This is a genomic window from Pseudomonas sp. NFACC08-1, from assembly GCF_900106735.1.
In the GTDB taxonomy this organism is placed as follows: domain Bacteria; phylum Pseudomonadota; class Gammaproteobacteria; order Pseudomonadales; family Pseudomonadaceae; genus Aquipseudomonas; species Aquipseudomonas fluorescens_Q.
In genome coordinates, this window is the sequence record NZ_FNNL01000001.1 from 300,820 (window position 1) to 318,043 (window position 17,224).

Genomic DNA, 17,224 nt, shown 5'->3' on the forward strand with positions numbered 1-17,224 from the left:
GCGATGAGTAACGACGATCGTACCCAGTTCATGCCGACGCCCGGTGGCCGTGGTGGAGATCCCTTCCGCCCGGACGCTGGCCGGCCACAGCCGACGCCTGCGCCTGCACCGCTGTCGATGCCAGCCGCGCCGGTGCTCACCGGCAAGGCCGAGGGCCTCAACCCGTTGGAAAGCGCCGCCGGCCCGCTGTTGGCGCTGCTGACGCGCCTGCGCAACACCATTGCTCACCCGGCGCCGGCCAGTTTGCGCGCACAACTGCTGGCTTACCTGCGCCAGTTCGAAGAGCGCGCCGAGGCCGCCGGTGTGGTGCGCAACGATGTGTTGCTGGCCCGCTACGCCTTGTGCACCGCGCTGGACGAAGCGGTGTTGAGCACGCCGTGGGGCGGCACCAGCGATTGGGGCAAGCAAAGCCTGTTGATCACCGTGCACAACGAAGCCTGGGGCGGCGAGAAGGTGTTCCAGTTGCTGGAGCATTGCCTGCAAAGCCCGCGCGAGCGCCTGTATCTGCTGGAGCTTTTGTACCTGTGCATGTGCCTGGGTTTCGAGGGGCGCTACCGGGTGATGAACGACGGCCGCAGTCAACTGGAAGCGTTGCGTGAGCGCACCGCCGCCGTCATCCGCAGTGCCCGTGGCGATTACGAGCGCGAGCTGTCGCCGCACTGGCGCGGTGTCACTGTGGCCCGTGATCGACTGGCGCAATTCATGCCGCCGTGGATCGCCGTGGCCATCGGCGCGGCCTTGCTGCTGGCGCTGCTGTTCGGCCTGCGCATGAAACTGGCCTCCGATGCCGAGCCGGTGTTCAAGAACATTCACTTTCTGGGCGAAATCCCGGTACAGACCATCGACCGCCCCGTGGTGCAGCCGAAAGTGGTCGAGCGCCCACGCCTGGCAGGCTTTTTGGCTGATGAAATCCGCGCCAACCGGATTGCCGTGGAAGACGCCGTCGACCGCTCGGTGGTGACCATCCGCGGCGATGAACTGTTCGCCTCGGGCAGCGCCAGCATCAAGGACGACTTCCAGCCGCTGATGCTGCGCATCGCCGATGCGGTGCGCAAGGTCAAGGGCCAGGTCCTGGTCACCGGGCACAGCGACAATCGGCCGATCGCCACCCTCCGGTTCCCGTCCAACTGGGCGTTGTCCGAAGCGCGGGCCCAATCGGTGCTGCAAATTCTTTCGGCCAAGACCGGCCAGCCCGAGCGCTTCAGCGCCGAAGGCCGCAGCGACACCGAGCCGTTGGCATCCAACGCCACCCCAGAGGGGCGTGCGCGCAACCGTCGGGTTGAAATCACAGTATTGGCGGAGGGGGTCGAGTGAAGGCGTTTTTCAGTTTTATGACCCGCTGGGTCATCCCATTGCTGGGGCTGATCGCCCTGAGCCTGATCATCTGGTTCGTTGGCCCGCTGCTCGATTGGCTGGTGCCCGAAGGCCGCCGCTGGGCCTTGATCGTCCTGGTGTTCGCGGTATGGATCGCCTACCGGGTGTTCCGCATCATCCAGGCGCGCCGTCAGGCCGCCGAAGTGATGCGCAGCCTGGCCGCGCAAACCCCACCGGACCCGACCAGCATCGCCACTGCCGAAGAGCTCGAAACCCTGCGCCAGCGCATGGACGAAGCCTTGGCCCTGCTCAAGAAAGCCAAGCTGGGCGGTGACGAACGGCGCAACCTCTATGAACTGCCGTGGTACGTGATCATCGGCCCGCCGGGTTCGGGCAAGACCACCGCGCTGGTCAACTCCGGATTGCATTTCCCACTGGCCGCGCAACTGGGCGCCGGTGCCGTGCGCGGTGTCGGCGGTACGCGCAATTGCGATTGGTGGTTCACCGACCAGGCGGTCCTGCTCGACACCGCCGGGCGCTACACCACCCAGGACAGCGACGCGACCATCGACAAGGCCGCCTGGCTGGGCTTCCTGGGCCTGTTGAAAAAACAACGGGCCCGGCGCCCGATTGACGGCGCGTTCATCGCCATCAGCCTGTCCGACCTGCTGTTGGGCAGCGACGCCGAGCGCGCCGCCCATGCCGCCGCAATCCGCCTGCGGATCCAAGAGCTCTACACCCAACTGGGCGTGCGCTTCCCGATCTACCTGATGCTGACCAAGCTCGACCTCGTGCCCGGGTTCATGGAGTATTTCGACACCCTGAGCAAGGAAGAGCGCGCCCAGGTCTGGGGCATGACCTTCGCCCTGGACGATGGCAAGAGCAGCGACAGCCCGCTGGCGCACCTGCAAAGCGAATTCACCGGCCTTGAGCAGCGCCTCAACGACCGCTTGGTGGAACGCCTGCAACAAGAGCGCGACCCGGCGCGGCGCGATCTGATCTACGGCTTCCCGCAGCAGTTCGGCGCCTTGAAAGATTGCCTGCAGAGCTTCCTCGAAGGCGTGTTCAAACCCAACGCCTTCGAAGAGCGCGTGTTGCTGCGTGGCGTGTATTTCACCAGCGGCACCCAGGAAGGCAGCCCGATCGATCGCCTGATCGGCTCCATGGCCCAGAGCATGAACCTGGACCGTCAGCACCTGGCGCGCCAGACCGGCACCGGGCGCAGCTACTTCATCGAAAAACTCTTCACCGCCGTGGCTTTCGCCGAGCGCGGGCTGGTGGGCGTCGATCCGAAAGTCGAGCGGCGGCGCAAGTGGATCGCCCGCGGCGTCCTGGCCTCCACCGTGGTGTTGGTGCTGGTGGTCAGCACGTTGTGGTGGGTCAGCTACCGCGCCAACCAGGCCTACATTGCCCAGGTCGATCAGAAGGTCGCGCCGTTGGGACAAACCGTGCAGAACCTCAGCCCGGCGCAACGGGATGTGCTCGCGGTGTTGCCATTGCTCAACGCCGTGAAACACCTGGCCGACGACGCCCCGAGCTGGGCCGAAGGCCTGGGCTTGTACCAGGGCGACATGCTCGAAGCCGAGTCCGGCAGCGTCTACCGCAAGCTGCTGATCGCGGTGTTCGCGCCACGCCTGCTGACGCGTATCGAAGAGCAACTGCACAGCGGCGGCAATTCGGATTTCCTCTACGAAGGCTTGAAGGCCTACCTGATGCTCGCCGACACCGAGCATTACGATGCCGACTTCATCAAGGCCTGGATCGCCCTGGATTGGGACCGCAGCCTGCCGCGGGACTTGCCGGCCGAGCAGCGCCAGGCCCTGGCCGGGCATTTGCAGGCACTGTTCGAGCGACGTCCGCCCCTCGCGCGCCTGGACCAGCGCCTGGTCGAAGACCTGCGTCGCCAGTTGCAGCAATTGCCGGTGGCCCAGCGGGTCTATGACCGGATCAAGCGCCAGAAACTGCCCGACGGCATCCCGGACTTCCGCATCAATGAAGCCGCCGGGCGTGACGCGGCGCTGGTGTTCAGCCGCAAGAGCGGCAAGCCGTTGGGCGAGCCGCTGAGCGGGTTCTTCACCGTCAAGGGCTACCGCCAGGGCTTCTTGCTCACCAGCCTGAGCCAGACCGGCACCCTGGCCGAAGAGCAGTGGGTGCTGGGCTTTGAGCAGGCCGATCAGCAGAACGTCGCCAGCCTAGCCGCCGATGTACGTCGCCTGTACTTCCAGGATTACCTGCGCCAATGGGACGCCTTGCTGGCCGACATCGACTTTGTGCCGATCACCAGCGTGGCCCAGGCCGCCGATGTGCTGCGGGTGATTTCCGGTCCGACCTCGCCGTTGAAAAAGCTGTTGGTGGCGGTGGCGAAGGAAACCGACCTGCAACAGGATGAACGCCTGCTGGCCGCCCAAGGTGCGCCGGTAGAAGGCGGCGTGGACAAACTCAAGGAGCGCCTGGGCAGCTTGCTCGGCCAGGAGCAGTCGACGCAAAACGCACCGGCGCAAAGCGATGACCCGATCACCGCGCACTTCGCCGAGCTCAACAGCATCGTCAGTAAAAGCGAAGGCGAGCCGGCGGCCATCGATGGTTTGCTGGCCGACATGAACGCTTTGTACGTGCAGGTCAGCGCCATGGTCGGGGCCAGCGGCGACGCCTTGCTCGGCGAAGCCAAGAACCAGGCCTCGGCCGCCGCTACGCGCGTCAGCCTCAACGCCGAACGCCAGCCGCCGCTGGTGCAGGGTTTGGTCAAGTCGGTGGTCAACTCCACCACCAACAGCATGATGGGCGGGGTGCGCAACCAACTGAACGCCGCCTGGACCAGCGAAGTGGTGAACATCTATCGCCAGTCCCTGGCCGGGCGTTATCCGATGTCGCCAGGCAGTGCGCGGGACGCGACCCTGGATGATTTCGGCCAGTTCTTCGGCGTCGGCGGGGTGATGGACAACTACTTCCGCAAATACCTGCAACCCTACGTCGACACTTCGACGCCGACCTGGCGCTGGCAGCCGGGCGCGGCGCAGAAGCTCGGCATAGCCCCCGGCGTGCTGCAGACCTTCCAGCGCGCGGCGACCATCCGCGATGCGTTCTTCCGTTCCGGTGGCACGCAGCCGATGGTGCGTTTCGAGCTCAAACCGGTGGCGATGGACTCGGCCATCACCCAGTTCCTGCTCGACCTCGACGGCCAACAGTTGAGCTACGACCACGGCCCAAGCCGCCCGACCGCCATGCAGTGGCCGAACCCGGGGAGCATCGGTGTGGTGCGGATCTCGATCATGCCGCCGTCGTCCAATGGTCGCTCCGGCATCACCCTGGACGGGCCGTGGGCCTGGTTCCGACTGCTGGAACAATCGGACCTGACCGCCGGTAACTCGCCGGATCGCTTCAACCTGCGGTTGCGGGTCGATGGCGCCAGCGCCTCTTATGAGCTGCGGGCCAACAGCGCCTTCAATCCATTCAAGAGCCGGGTGCTCAGCGGCTTCAGCCTGCCGGAGCGGCTATGAGCACACCGGGCTTCTATGGAAAGTTGGCCAGCCGCGGGGATTTCGTCAGCCGTGGCTTGCCCCAGAGTTTTATCGGCCCGTGGGATTCGTGGTTGGCGGCGGGTTTGCTCGCCAGCCAGACCAGCCTCGGCGAGCGCTGGCTGGATGCTTATCTGGTCAGCCCGCTGTGGCGCTTCATGGTCGCGCCGGGTGTGTGTGGCCCGGACGCCGCCGTCGGGGTAGTGATGCCGAGCATCGACCGGGTCGGCCGTTATTTCCCGCTGACCGTCGCGGTGCTGCTGGAGCCCGACGCGGACCCGGCGTCCGTGGTGGGCGGTGCGGACGAGTGGTTTGAGCGGGTCGAGAACCTGTTGCTGAGCACGTTGAGCGTGGAGGCCAGTTTCGAGGCGTTCAACGAACAGCTGGAAACCCTCGGTAGCCCGATGCACCTGCCGCGCACGCCGAGCAGCCGTTTCGCCAGCCTGCATCGCTTCGATGCCACCGACCCGCAGCGGCGCACGAGTGCCCTGGCCGAGGCGGCCTGCGAAGGCGCGAGCCTGTGGTGGGGCCAGGGATCGGAGCGCATCGCCCCGGGTTTGATGCGCTGCCAGGGATTGCCGGCGGCGGCTGATTTTGCGCAATTTTTGCTCGGCCAAGAAGGTGTTGTGTAGATGCGTCCAAGTGCCGGAAAAGCAATCAAGTCTGCAAGCAAGAGCCATGTCGGGATGGTCCGCCAGGTCAACGAAGACGCCTGCCTGGACCTGCCGGAAAACGGCCTCTGGGTGGTGGCCGACGGCATGGGCGGGCACGCGGCGGGCGACTACGTCAGCAGCCTGATCGTCGACAGCCTGCGCGGCATTGCCGTCGGGCGTTCGCTGGACGAATACGTCGCGGCGCTGCAAAGCGACCTGCTGCGGGTCAACGCCGCCGTGCGGGAAGAAACCGCCAACCGTGGCGTGACGATGATGGGCAGCACCGTGGTGGTGTTGGTCGCCCGCGATCTGCGCGGCATGTGCCTGTGGGCCGGCGACAGCCGTTTGTACCGCTTGCGCGACGGCGTGCTCGAAGGCATCTCGCGGGACCACAGCTACGTCCAGGATCTGCAGGACAGCGGCCTGCTCAGCGAAGCCGAGGCGCGGGTGCACCCGCGGGCCAACATCGTCACCCGGGCTATTGGCGTCGAGGCGCAACTGAACCTGGCGCTGACCGAACTGCTGCTGGTGCCTGGCGACAGCTACCTGTTGTGCAGCGACGGGCTGACCAAGACCGTCGAGGACGAGGAAATCCGCGAAGTCTTGAGCCACGACGAGCCCGGCGAAATCGTCAGCAGCCTGGTGTCCCTGGGCCTGATGCGCGGCGCGCCGGACAACATCACCGTGGTGGTCGTGAAGGTGCCGTCATGAGCTTGACCCTGAACATTGTCATCCCCGGCTACGACATCGAAGGGCCGATCGGCGAAGGCGCGATGGCCAGCGTGTACCTGGCGACCCAGCGTTCGCTGGAACGCAAGGTGGCGTTGAAAGTGATGGCCGCCGCGCTGGCCGCCGACCCGACCTTCTGCGAGCGTTTCCTGCGCGAAGGCAAGACCCTGGCGCGCCTGTCGCACCCGCACACCGTCACCATCCATGACATTGGCAATGTCGGTGAGCTGTATTACATGGCGATGGAGTACCTGCCCAACGGCACGCTCAAGGAACGCATCGCCGCGGGCCTGACGCCGGAGCAGGGCCTGACCTACATCCGCCAGATCGCCTCGGCCCTGGGCTATGCCCACGGCTTGGGCCTGGTGCACCGCGACGTCAAGCCGGCCAACATCCTGTTCCGCGCCGATGGCACGGCGGTGCTTTCGGACTTCGGCATCGCCAAGTCCCTGGACGACCGCACTCAATTTACCCAGGCCGGTTTCGCGGTCGGCACGCCCAGCTACATGAGCCCAGAACAGGCCCGTGGGCAGGACATCGATGGCCGCGCCGACCTGTACGCCCTGGGCGTGGTGCTCTACGAAATCCTTGTCGGCAAGCTGCCGTATACCGGCAACGACGCATTGTCCACGGCCCTGGCGCACCTGACCGAACCGTTGCCGGAGCTGCCGGTGCACCACGGCCGTTATCAGGACGTGCTGCGCAAACTGTTGGCGAAGGACCCGGCGGAGCGTTTCCCGGACGCGGCGGCGTTGCTGCGGGCGCTGGATAACCTGCCTGAAGAGTCGTCGGAAGCGACGCTGATCCGGCCATTGTCGTTGCAACTGCCGACCACGCCGCCTGCGGTGGACGACTTGGCGGGTTTGACGCCCATGTCCATCGACATTCCCAGCGGCCCGGCTCACTCACCACCGCCGCCACAATCGCAGCCCAAGCCCGTTGCGCCGCCGCTAAAACCGACGGTTCAATCCTCGGTGTCGGAGCAACGCAAGGGCCCGGTGTTCGCCCTGGCCGCCGTTGCGGTCGCCGTGGCGCTGGCGTTGGGTGGTGCGGGTTATTGGTGGTTGTCCGGTGATGACGGCAAAGCAGTGAAGACGCCAGTGGCCACGACCACCTCGGTCAAGCCACCGGAAGTGAAGCCGCCGCAGGCCCCGGAAGTACCAGCGGTCAAACCACCTGTTGTCCCTGCGGCTCAGCCACCCGTGGCGACCGAGGCTGATGGCGGCCAGCGTCCGCTGTTGATGGCGGGCAAGAAAACCCTGTTCCAGCGCGTGCTCAGCAAACCGGGGGCGAAGCTCGCCGACGCGCCGGGCGCGGCACCGGGCAAGGCACTGCCGGCGTTTTCCGTGCTTTACGTGTATCAGCGCAAGGACGTCGACGGCGGTTCGTGGGTACGAGTCGGTGCGGCCACTGACGGGCGCAGCGACGGCTGGTTGCCCGCCGCCCAGGTCAGCGACTGGAAGCAGAGCCTGGTGCTCAAGTTCACCGAACGTTCTGGCCGTGCGCCAGTGATGTTCCTGCGTCAGCCAGGCGAAGTGGAAAAGCTCCTGGCTAACCCATCGGCCGCCAAGAACGTGTTGCTCAAGGCCCAGCAGAGCCCGCAGGACGACCAGCAAGTGCTGGCCCTGGAGCCGGCCGCCAGCGCCGTGCCGCAAAGCCAGTTCTACCTGTTGCCGATCTTCGATTCCCGCGAGAGCCTCGATGAGAACGGCCAGCCGGTGCAGTTGCTGAATGTGGCGTCGATCGATCCGGGCAACACCCCCAAGGCGTCGAGCAACACGCCGATCACCACCGCCAACGCCGACGCGTTCCGCACCGCCGTGGTGCTGGTAGTGGACACTACGGTGTCGATGCAGCCTTACATCGACCAGGTGCGCGACGTGGTCCACGAGCTGCAAACCCGCATTGCCGAGCGCGGCGAGTTGGACAGCGTCAGCTTCGGCATGGTGGGGTTCCGCAGCAGCATCAAGAAAACCCCGGGCCTGGAATACGTCGCCAAGACCTTGATCACCCTGGAGCAGGGCCGCGACCCGCAACGCTTCATGGAGCTGGCGCGCCAGGTCAAGGCATCGACGGTGTCGAGCCATTCGTTCAACGAAGATGCGTTTGCCGGGGTCATGGAAGCCGTCGAAGGCATGGACTGGTCCGGTTATGGCGGGCGTTTGATCCTGTTGGTCACCGACGCCGGGGCCCTGCGCAAGAACGATCCATTTGCCGCCACGCAAATGAACGAGGCCGAAGTGCGCCAGGCCGCACTGGGCAAGCAGATCAAGATCTACGCCTTGCACCTGCTCAGCGACGCTGGCAAGAAAACCCACGCCGGCGCCCAGAGCCAGTACCGCACCCTGACCGCCGACGCCAACCCGCAGATCGGCGATCTGTACATTCCGGTGCCGGGCGCCGATGTGCGCAAGTTCGGCGAGCGCGTCGACGAGATCGGTTCGGTGTTTGCCGACCTGGTGCATCAGGTGCGCAGCAACAAACCGCAAGCCGTGCCGCTGTTGAGTGCCGCGCCGAGCCTGGCGGATAAATCGGCGGCGGTCGGCTACGCGATGCACATGGACTTTTTGGGGCGTAAATCCGCCAGCCAGGCGCCGCAACTGGTCAGCGCCTGGACCGCCGACCGCGACCTGACCAACCCGGCGCTGCCGGCGTTCCAGGTGTGCGTGATGCTGACCAAGCTGCAACTCAACGACTTGCAGCAGTCGCTGAAGCTGATCGTCGACGCGGCCCGCAAGACCCAGAGTTCGCCCAAGGACTTCTTCCAGGAAATCGCCAGCGCCAGCGCCTACATGAGCCGCGACCCGTCGGCCCTGCGCAAGGGCGGCAACCTGGCCGACGGCGGCATTCTGGGCGAGTACCTGGAAGGGCTGCCGTACCGCAGCAAGTCGCTGAACATGACCCAGGATCTGTGGCTGTCGTTGAGCGTGGCCGAGCAGGAAGACTTCATCGACGAGCTGGATTCGAAAATCCGTCTCTACGAAACCTTCCACAACGACCTGGCGAACTGGGTGCGCTTCGGCGACGCCGAGCCGGGTGATGCCTTGTACCGCGTTCCGTTGTCGACGCTGCCGTAATGTTGAACATGAGCGCGGTGCACAAAAGCCGGGGCGCCGGCAGCCAGCGCTACAGCCTGGTGATTCCACGGCTGCAATTGCGCGGCGGTGAGCAACTGGCGGTGGTCGGCCCCAGCGGCTGCGGCAAAAGCACCTTGCTCGACTTGCTCGCGCTGGTGCTGGCGCCGGATCAGGCCGGGCGGTTCGACTTCACGCCTGCCAATGCGCCGCTGGACATCGCCAAATTGTGGCGTGGGTCGCAACAAGGCACCTTGGCCGAGCTGCGCAGTCGTCACCTGGGTTATGTTCTGCAAACCGGCGGCCTGTTGGGCTTCCTGGACGTGCGCGGCAACATCGAGTTGTCGCGAAAACTGTTGGGCTTGAAGGATGACGGCAGCGTGACGCGCCTGGCTGGGCAGTTGGATATTGCCGATCAACTGGACAAAAAACCGGCGGACTTGTCCGTCGGCCAGCGCCAGCGGGTCAGTTGCGCCCGCGCCCTGGCCCATGGCCCGCGCCTGCTGCTGGCGGATGAACCGACCGCCGCCCTCGACCCGCTGAACGCCGAGCGCGTCATGCAGTTGCTGGTGGCCCAGGCGCGCGAGCACGGCGTGTGCTGTGTGGTCGCCACTCACGACGAGGCCCTGGCCCGTGCCAGCGGTTTGCAGGTGCGGCGCATCAGTTGCCGTCGCGATGTCGACGGCGGTGTCACCGCCACCCTCGGGGAGGCTTGCTGATGCGTGGCGCGCTGGTGGCCTCCCTGGCCTGGCAGGATTACCGCAACGATGCCTGGCTGTCGGCCTGCTCGGTGCTGGCGTTGGTGGCGGTGGTGGCGCCGTTGCTGGTGTTGTTCGGCCTGAAGTTCGGCTTGGTCAGCAGCCTCACCGAACGCCTGCAGAACGACCCGGCCACCCGGGAAATCATCCCCTTGGGCGGCGGTCGCTTCAGTGCCGAGTTCGTCGAGCAATTGAGCCAGCGCAGCGACGTGGCTTTTGCCTTGCCGCGCACTCGGCAGATCGCCGCCACGGCGGACTTGAGCGGCGATGCTTCGGTCGTCACGGTCGAGATGATTCCCACCGCGGCCAACGATCCCTTGTTCGAGCATTTGCCGGTGCCGCAAGGCCTGGATCAAGTGGTGCTCAGCCAGACCGCCGCCGAAAAGCTCGGCGCCAAGGCCGGCGATTGGGTGCAGGCCAGTTTCGGTCGGCAGGTGGCCGGTCGCAGCGAGGCGCAGCGCACTCGCGTGCAGGTATTGCACGTGCTGCCCCTGCAAGCCTTCGCCCGCGACGGTCTGTTTGCACCCCTGGCCTTGCTGGAGGCCGCCGAGGATTACCGCGATGGCCGCGCCGTGCCCGCGTTCGGCTGGCCGGGCGATGCGGTGAGTGTGGCCGGGCAACGGGTCTACCCGGCGTTTCGTTTGTATGCCCGCAGCCTCGGCGACGTCGAGCCGCTGCGTCAGTATTTCGCCGGGCAGAACCTATTGGTCTCGACCCAGGCCCAGACCATCGCACAAGTGCAATCGCTGAGCCGCAATCTGTCGATCGTGTTCTGGATCATCGCCGGGTTGGCCTTGGCCGGCGCGTTCGCGGCGATCTTTGCCGGCGCCCTGGCGGCGGTGGAGCGTAAGCGTCGGGAGCTGTCAGTCTTGCGCCTGCTGGGGGTTTCCACAGCGGCGCTGTTGCTGTTCGTGGTGTTGCAGGCGCTCTACAGCGCCACCTTTGCGGCCCTGCTGAGTGCCGGCTTGTATGGCCTGGCGCAGTCGGGCCTGAATTATTTATTTGCACAGATGCCCGGCGAATACGCCAGTCATCTGTTGGTGCGTCACTACACCTTGGCCCTGGTGGCCGTGCTCGGCGTCAGCGCTGTCGCGGCGGCTTGTGGTGGCTGGCGGGTGGCGCGCATCCAGGCGTGTGAAGGAATTCGCGATGTATAAGTTATTGGGCGCCGCCGTGGCGTTGAGCCTGGCCAGTTTGGCCTGGGCCGATGAAGGCACCGACAAGTTGGACAACCCCAAGCCGTTGCCCGATGACGTCAGCCTGCCGCTGCCGTGCGAAGGGCAGATGGTGTTTCGTTACGTCTACATTCTCGCCCAGGGCACCCTGGACGACCGCGAGATCAGCCTCGGTTACCCGTTCAGCGAAGGCGAGGCGGGTTATCAGCAGTCGTTCATTTCCGGCTACCGGCGCGACTTCATCAACGGTCAGTTCACCCTCAAGGACCTGCCCAAGGACTGGAACACCACCATCACGCCGTTGATGCCCAAGACCGACGCCAAGACGCCGCTCAAACCGATGCTGTACTTCATCGGCAAGTACGAAGTCACCGCGCGCCAGTACGCCCAGGTCATGGCCCAGGCGCAATCGCTGGCCAGCGGCGAACCGGCCCCGGCCTGCGAAACCTTGCAAGCCGATTTGCCCCAAGGCGTGGCCGGGCGCTTGCCCAAGGTGAAACTGTCGAAGTTCGAGGCTGAGCGTTTCTCGGCGGTGTACAGCGCCTGGCTGATGAAGTACCACAAAGACCTGCTGCCGGTGAGCGGTCGCGGCACTTCTGCCGAAGATGGCGGGCTGGGTTTCGTGCGCTTGCCGACGGAAGTCGAATGGGAATTCGCCGCCCGCGGCGGCCAGGCCGTGAGCCGTCAGGACTTGGAAGGACGCCTGTTCCCACGGCGCCTGGAAGGCAGTGAAAGCGACGGGCCGCTGGCCGATTGGGCGGTGTTCAACCAGGTCGCCGGTGGCACCGGGCAGGCGGCGCGGCTGATGCCCATCGGCACCAAGCTGCCGAACCCGATTGGCCTGTTCGACGTGGTCGGCAACGCCGCCGAGATGGTCCAGGAATCTTTCCAATTAGTGCACGCCGGTCGCCGCCAGGGCGCCTATGGCGGCTTCGTGGTCAAGGGCGGCAACTACCTGGAAGGCGAGGGCACGCTGTTCACCGGCATGCGCCGCGAGTACCCGTTGTTCGCCGCCGACGGCACTGAGCAAAGCAACGAAACCACCGGTTTTCGCGTGGCCGTCGGTGCCTTGTCGGCGCCACGTTCGCGCTACAAGGAATTGTTTGCCCAGTGGCAAAAAGAAGGCCGCCTCGCGTCGCTGACCGATGCCATCGACGACGCCGATGACCCGACCAAGCGCCTGGACAGCATCATCGCCGCCAGCGTCGATCCGCGCCTGCAAGCCGAACTGGGCCTGGTCAACGAAGAACTCAAGCGCAACGTCTCGCTCATCGCCCAGCAGCGCGAGGAAGCGGCGGGCAACCTGATCCAGTCGTCAGCCTTGGTGGCCGAGACCGTCAACAACTACAACATTCGCCTGACCAATCTGCAGAACAGCCGGCAAGCCGCCCTGGACGCCAAGGACGAGGCCAGCGCCCAGCTGTTTGCCACAGCCATCGACAATGGCCGCAGCGCCTTGGACGGCGCGGTGGCGATTTACATCGACAACCTGGCCACCGGCACGCGTTACACCGATGCGGTGATCCAGGCGCAGTTCCAGCGCATCAAGGAAGAATTGGAGCGCAAGCCGGTCCTAGGCAAGAGCCTGGTGGCGCGTGCAACGTTATTCGTTCGTCATGTCGGGGATTATCGTCAGCAAAAACGAGCCGACCCGGCGGCGATATTGAAGGAATTGCTCGCATCGAACGCTCAGCGGTCTTGAGTGTTCGTTGTCAGCGAGCTTGGAAGGGACTCAGGCGGCAATGGGGCTGTGCTGAGCTGGTCAAAACTTAAAACGAGAACACAACTATGCTTTTCTCCCGTAAACCTTTTGCTTCGGTTTCCAAGCGTCACTTGCTGATGGTCGCTGTCGGCTTCAGCACCGTACTGACCGGCTGCGCCACGTCGCCGACTTCCAAAGTCGCCTCGAGCACCAAGGTCGAGTACTACCCGAACTGCTACGAGCCGGTGCAGCACCTGCGCTCCACTGAGGGCAGCATGACCAAGTCGGTGGTTACCGGCGCGGCCGTTGGTGCAGTGGGTGGTGCGCTGCTGGGCGCCCTGACCGCCGACAAGGAAGACCGTGGTCGCAACGCGGCCATCGGTGCCGCGGGCGGCGCCCTGGCCGGTGGTGCAGCCGGTTACTACACCGAGCGCCAGAAGCAGATCGCCGATGACAACCAGCGCATCGCCTCCTACGCCGCCGACGTCAACAAAAGCGTCTCCGACATCGACCGCAGCACCGCTTACGCCAAGACGTCGCAGCAGTGCTACCAGAACGCGTTCAGCAAACTGGTTGCCGACCGCAAGGCCAAGACCGTCAACGACACCGAAGGCCGCAAGCGCCTGGCGGAAATCGTCGCTGGCCTGAAAGAGTCGAACGACCTGATTGTCGCGGTCAACGGCAAGGCCTCGGAAGATCTGAACAACTACACCCAGGCCTATGAGAAAGACCTGCAGCAGGTGGGTGTGCAGCGTACTGACGTGGTGACTGTGGCCACTGCTGATACCACGCCGGTCGTGGCTCAGACCACCAGCAAGACCAAGAAGATTGTGAAGCCGGCGAAAAAACCACCGGTGTTGCCAACCGTGCCGAAAGAAGCGGTGACCACCGAGAAAACCCTGCAGACCGCCAAGGCCAAGCAGGATGAGAGCAAGCAGGTCGCCAGCGCGGGTACCACTCAGGTCAATAGCATGTGCAAGAACCCGGACCTGGGTGACTGGGCACCGGTTCCTTGCCCGAATGTTTGATTGAGGTTGTTTTGTGGGGGGGTACATATCCGTTGCTGCGGTAACGGCTGCTTAGGGTTCCGCTCTTACAGCGGGTCACTTTCGAAAAGCGCGAAAGTAACCAAAGCGCTTGTGCCCCACCACTCGGTGCCTCGCTAGGGCTCGGCATGCCCGAACGTAGGCATTGCTCCGTGGGCCGCCGCGAAGGGCCATCCATGGCCCAGCGCGGCTATCCCGGCATCCATGCCGGGATGCCCACTGCGCAATACCTACGTTCGGCCATCGTGGTTAACGGGGCGCCGAGATCAACGTCCACCGCGAGGCGGCCTGATAGCCGGCCTGGCTCTCTCTGTCGTACTCCGATCCAATTGTGGGAGCGAGCCCGCTCGCGATGGCGTCGGCTCAGCCTGCATCAATGCCAGCGCTACACCTTGGCGTCAGGCGCCGCCATCCCCTTGGTTTCCAGATCATCCAACGCCCTCTCGACCAACAACTGAACCCCATCGGCCATGCGACTGATCGCCAGGGCTATGCAGCGGCGTGAGTCGTCGACGTCGTCAGCCAGGTCGGCGGCGATGGTGCTGATGGAGAGCAGGTCTTCGGAAGCGTTGGCCAGCAGGGTTTCGGTGTCGATGTGGGGGGAGACGATGAAGAGCTGGTTTTTGTCGGGTTCGGGCGGGGAGGGTTGGGGGTTGAGGTAGTAGTCGAGGGCGCGGGTGGCGGCGTCTTCGAGCTTTTTTTCTTCCTGCGCTTGGACGCGGGATTTGTGGCCGTTTTGCGGCGGATTAGGTGATGGCTTGACCATAGTTGTACTCCGAAGTTTTCAGGAGCCAACACCGCTTCGCTTGCACAGTCGAGAGAGGTGGCAGCTATGCATAGGTGTGCAAGACCGGTCGGAGTACCCGGCAGACCCGAAGATCTCCCATACACAGCTGCCATAACGATTCGCGAGCATAAAAAAATGCCCGATGAATTGCCATCGACAATTGTGTCCTCCGCCGGACTTGCACGTCCGTGTCACCGTTTTTTGCGATGACGAACAAAGGTTAGCGGCGCACCAGAGCCCTGCCTAGTTCATGAACAGCCCGGCGTTTTGAAGGAAATATCCGAGGAGCAAGAGAGCAAAAAGGTCAAAAGATCGCAGCCTTCGGCAGCTCCTACGGAAATGGGTGTAGGAGCTGGCGAAGGCTGCGATTTTTTGACTTTGTGTTTTGTGACTTGGCAGTCATCTTTCGCGAAAACCAGCTTATCTTCCGACAAAGCGAACCGATGATAGCGTTCCGCTGAAGAATCGCTAAACTGCCAGCCATTCATCTTTCTTCACGAGGCGGTGCCCATGAAATTTCGTTTTCTGCTGTGGATGCTGGGGTGGTTGATGGGCAAGGCCAGCCGGACCAATCCGGCGTTCCAACAGCAGTTGGGCGATAAGGAATTGGTGTTCCAATTGCAAACCCTGGACGGCAAGGTCGCCCGGCATTTCACCGTGAAGAACCAGCGCATCACCAGCCAGTCCGGCGTTTATCCGACCCCGGCCTTCGCCATCGCCTTCAAGGACGCCGCCTATGGCTTCGCCACGATGCAGGCCAAGAACAAGCAACTGGCATTCATGACGGGGATTCAGGACAAGTCGATCCAGATCAAGGGCAACCCGGCGCTGGTGATCTGGTTTCAGGGCCTGACCAAGTACTTGAAACCGAAGAAGGCCAAGGCCTAGCCAAGAACCCCGTGGCGAGGGAGCTTGCTCCCGCTGGGCCGCGAAGCGGCCCTAAATGGGTTAACGCAACCCTCCAGGCAGATCGCGTCAGGCGGTTTTGCGACTGCTGCGCAGCCGAGCGGGAGCAAGCTCCCTCGCCACAAGAGCTTCACTCACTTGCACAAGCCAGGTGAATCTATTCAGCCGTGGCTGAACTGCGAAGCCAGTTCGCGCAGCAGCACTTCGGCTTCAAGCACTTTGCTGACCACGTCATTGACCTTGTCTCGAGACAGTCCTACACGCTCCAGCAAAGCATCGGGAATTTCCTCGTCCGGGCCGGAGCCGATCCCTCGCGAGCGCAGCAGGCGTACGGCCAGGCACACCAGGTTCGGGTAGGCGGCGTATTCGCCGTCGTAGTGCGGGTCGTGCTGGAAGCGCAGGGCGGTGGCCAGTTCGTCGGGCATGTCCCAGTAGCGCATCAGCCAGGCGCCGATCTGCTCGCGACTGATGCCCAGCAGGTGCTGTTCCACGTAGCTGTGGCACAGGTGCGGGTTGACCTCCAGGTGCCGGCAGATCAGCGAGAAGTGCGGCGGGAACACGTGGGCCAGCAACAGGTAGCCGAAGTTATGCAGCAGGCCCGATAGGTAGGTCAGGCCGCCTTCGGGTCGCTGGGCACGGGGCATGGCGCGGGTCAGGCCTTCGATGACGGCGGCGGTGTAGATCGACTGGTGCCAGTAGGGCGTGGTGTGTTGCGGGTGGTCCTTGGGCAGGCTCAGGGTCTTGCCCAAGGCCAGGCCCAGTGCCAGGTTGATCACCAGGTCGAAGCCCAGTACCCGGACGATGGCGTCTTCCACTGAACGAATCTTGCCCGGCGAGGCGTAGTAGGGCGATGCGGCCCAGCTCACCACTTGCGCGGCCAGGGCCGGGTCGGTTTCGACGACGCCGGTGATGTCATCGATGGTCGCGTCCGGGTCGACCCGCAGCTTGATGATTTTCTGAGCGGTTTCGGCCAGCGGCGGGATCTCGATGGTTTCTTCCAGCCGTTGCTGGATACGCCGGGCGGTGAACGCCTGTACGGCCTGGGTGATTTCCGCGCGGTCGTCGTGTGGGCGGTCCAGGTTGGGGGTGATGTTGCTCACGGCTTCGCCGAACGTCGCGGCGCTGGCCTTGGTGAGCATGGTCTTGAACGCTTCGCTGGTGACTTCCAGCAGCAGTCCCGGCTCGCCCGAGTTGATCAGCAGCTTTGGCTCACGCAGCAGGCTTTCTTCGTACAGGCAGGGTGAACTGGTCAGCGCCGGCAGACCGGGCAGCAGGCTCAGGCTGTGTTTACCGAGCATGCGCTCCAGGCGGTCGGTAGGCACTGCCGTGAGTTTGCGGCCGGTGAGTTCGGCCAGGCGGTTGAGGTCCAGCAGTTGGCTTTGCGGAAACAGCACCATCAGCGCGCCAACGGCATCGTGCAGCAACACTGCCTGTACTTTGCGGGCTGGGTTCAGGCCGGGGCGTTCGAGCACTTCGTCAAAGCCGATGCCCAATTTCTCGAGCAACAGCCGAATAACAGACGGAGCGTGCGGGGATTCGGGAACGAGGGCAGCTTCTGTCATGGT

Annotated in this window: 12 protein-coding genes; 10 read left to right on the plus strand and 2 right to left on the minus strand. The window is 64.4% G+C overall.

Annotated elements, in window-relative coordinates; genetic code table 11:
* Positions 1 to 3 precede the first annotated feature (3 nt).
* From BLU76_RS01350 to tagQ, 9 genes are all read left to right on the plus strand, one after another.
* Positions 4 to 1,314 carry a DotU family type VI secretion system protein gene (locus BLU76_RS01350; RefSeq protein ID WP_063323777.1) on the plus strand — a complete coding sequence of 437 codons (1,311 nt, stop codon included), beginning with the start codon at positions 4 to 6 and terminating at the stop codon, positions 1,312 to 1,314.
* The gene (tssM, locus tag BLU76_RS01355) at positions 1,311 to 4,811 is read left to right on the plus strand and encodes a type VI secretion system membrane subunit TssM (protein ID WP_092221241.1); all 3,501 of its coding nucleotides are present in this window, start codon (positions 1,311 to 1,313) and stop codon (positions 4,809 to 4,811) included. Before BLU76_RS01350 ends, tssM begins: the two co-directional genes overlap by 4 nt.
* Positions 4,808 to 5,461 (plus strand): type VI secretion system-associated protein TagF, encoded by a 654-nt coding sequence (tagF, locus tag BLU76_RS01360; protein WP_092221242.1) that lies wholly within the window; start codon positions 4,808 to 4,810, stop codon positions 5,459 to 5,461. Before tssM ends, tagF begins: the two co-directional genes overlap by 4 nt.
* On the plus strand, positions 5,462 to 6,193 hold the full coding sequence (locus BLU76_RS01365; protein WP_092221243.1) for a PP2C family protein-serine/threonine phosphatase: 732 nt from the start codon (positions 5,462 to 5,464) through the stop codon (positions 6,191 to 6,193).
* Complete coding sequence (locus tag BLU76_RS01370) at positions 6,190 to 9,288, plus strand: serine/threonine-protein kinase (RefSeq protein ID WP_092221246.1); 3,099 nt, start codon at positions 6,190 to 6,192, stop codon at positions 9,286 to 9,288. The genes BLU76_RS01365 and BLU76_RS01370 overlap by 4 nt, the downstream gene beginning before the upstream one ends.
* A complete protein-coding gene (locus BLU76_RS01375; protein ID WP_092221248.1) occupies positions 9,288 to 10,004 on the plus strand; it encodes an ABC transporter ATP-binding protein in 717 nt (238 codons plus the stop codon). The genes BLU76_RS01370 and BLU76_RS01375 overlap by 1 nt, the downstream gene beginning before the upstream one ends.
* Positions 10,004 to 11,200, plus strand: a complete 1,197-nt coding sequence (locus BLU76_RS01380) for an ABC transporter permease (RefSeq protein WP_092148325.1) — start codon at positions 10,004 to 10,006, stop codon at positions 11,198 to 11,200. Before BLU76_RS01375 ends, BLU76_RS01380 begins: the two co-directional genes overlap by 1 nt.
* Positions 11,193 to 12,920 (plus strand): formylglycine-generating enzyme family protein, encoded by a 1,728-nt coding sequence (locus tag BLU76_RS01385; protein WP_092148322.1) that lies wholly within the window; start codon positions 11,193 to 11,195, stop codon positions 12,918 to 12,920. Before BLU76_RS01380 ends, BLU76_RS01385 begins: the two co-directional genes overlap by 8 nt.
* Positions 12,921 to 13,006: 86 nt before the next feature.
* Positions 13,007 to 13,948: a type VI secretion system-associated lipoprotein TagQ gene (gene tagQ / locus BLU76_RS01390; RefSeq protein WP_092148319.1), complete on the plus strand. Its 942-nt coding sequence runs from the start codon at positions 13,007 to 13,009 to the stop codon at positions 13,946 to 13,948.
* A 403-nt stretch (positions 13,949 to 14,351) separates the two neighbouring features.
* Here the strand turns inward: tagQ and BLU76_RS01400 are convergent, their stop codons facing one another.
* A complete protein-coding gene (locus BLU76_RS01400) occupies positions 14,352 to 14,732 on the minus strand; it encodes a DUF6124 family protein (protein WP_092221250.1) in 381 nt (126 codons plus the stop codon).
* Positions 14,733 to 15,263: 531 nt separating this feature from the next.
* Here BLU76_RS01400 and BLU76_RS01405 point away from each other — a divergent pair.
* Positions 15,264 to 15,641, plus strand: a complete 378-nt coding sequence (locus BLU76_RS01405) for a helicase (protein ID WP_092148313.1) — start codon at positions 15,264 to 15,266, stop codon at positions 15,639 to 15,641.
* Positions 15,642 to 15,820: 179 nt separating this feature from the next.
* Here BLU76_RS01405 and BLU76_RS01410 read toward each other — a convergent pair whose 3' ends face one another.
* The gene (locus tag BLU76_RS01410) at positions 15,821 to 17,221 is read right to left on the minus strand and encodes an aminoacyl-tRNA deacylase and HDOD domain-containing protein (protein WP_063323788.1); all 1,401 of its coding nucleotides are present in this window, start codon (positions 17,219 to 17,221) and stop codon (positions 15,821 to 15,823) included.
* Positions 17,222 to 17,224 lie beyond the last annotated feature (3 nt).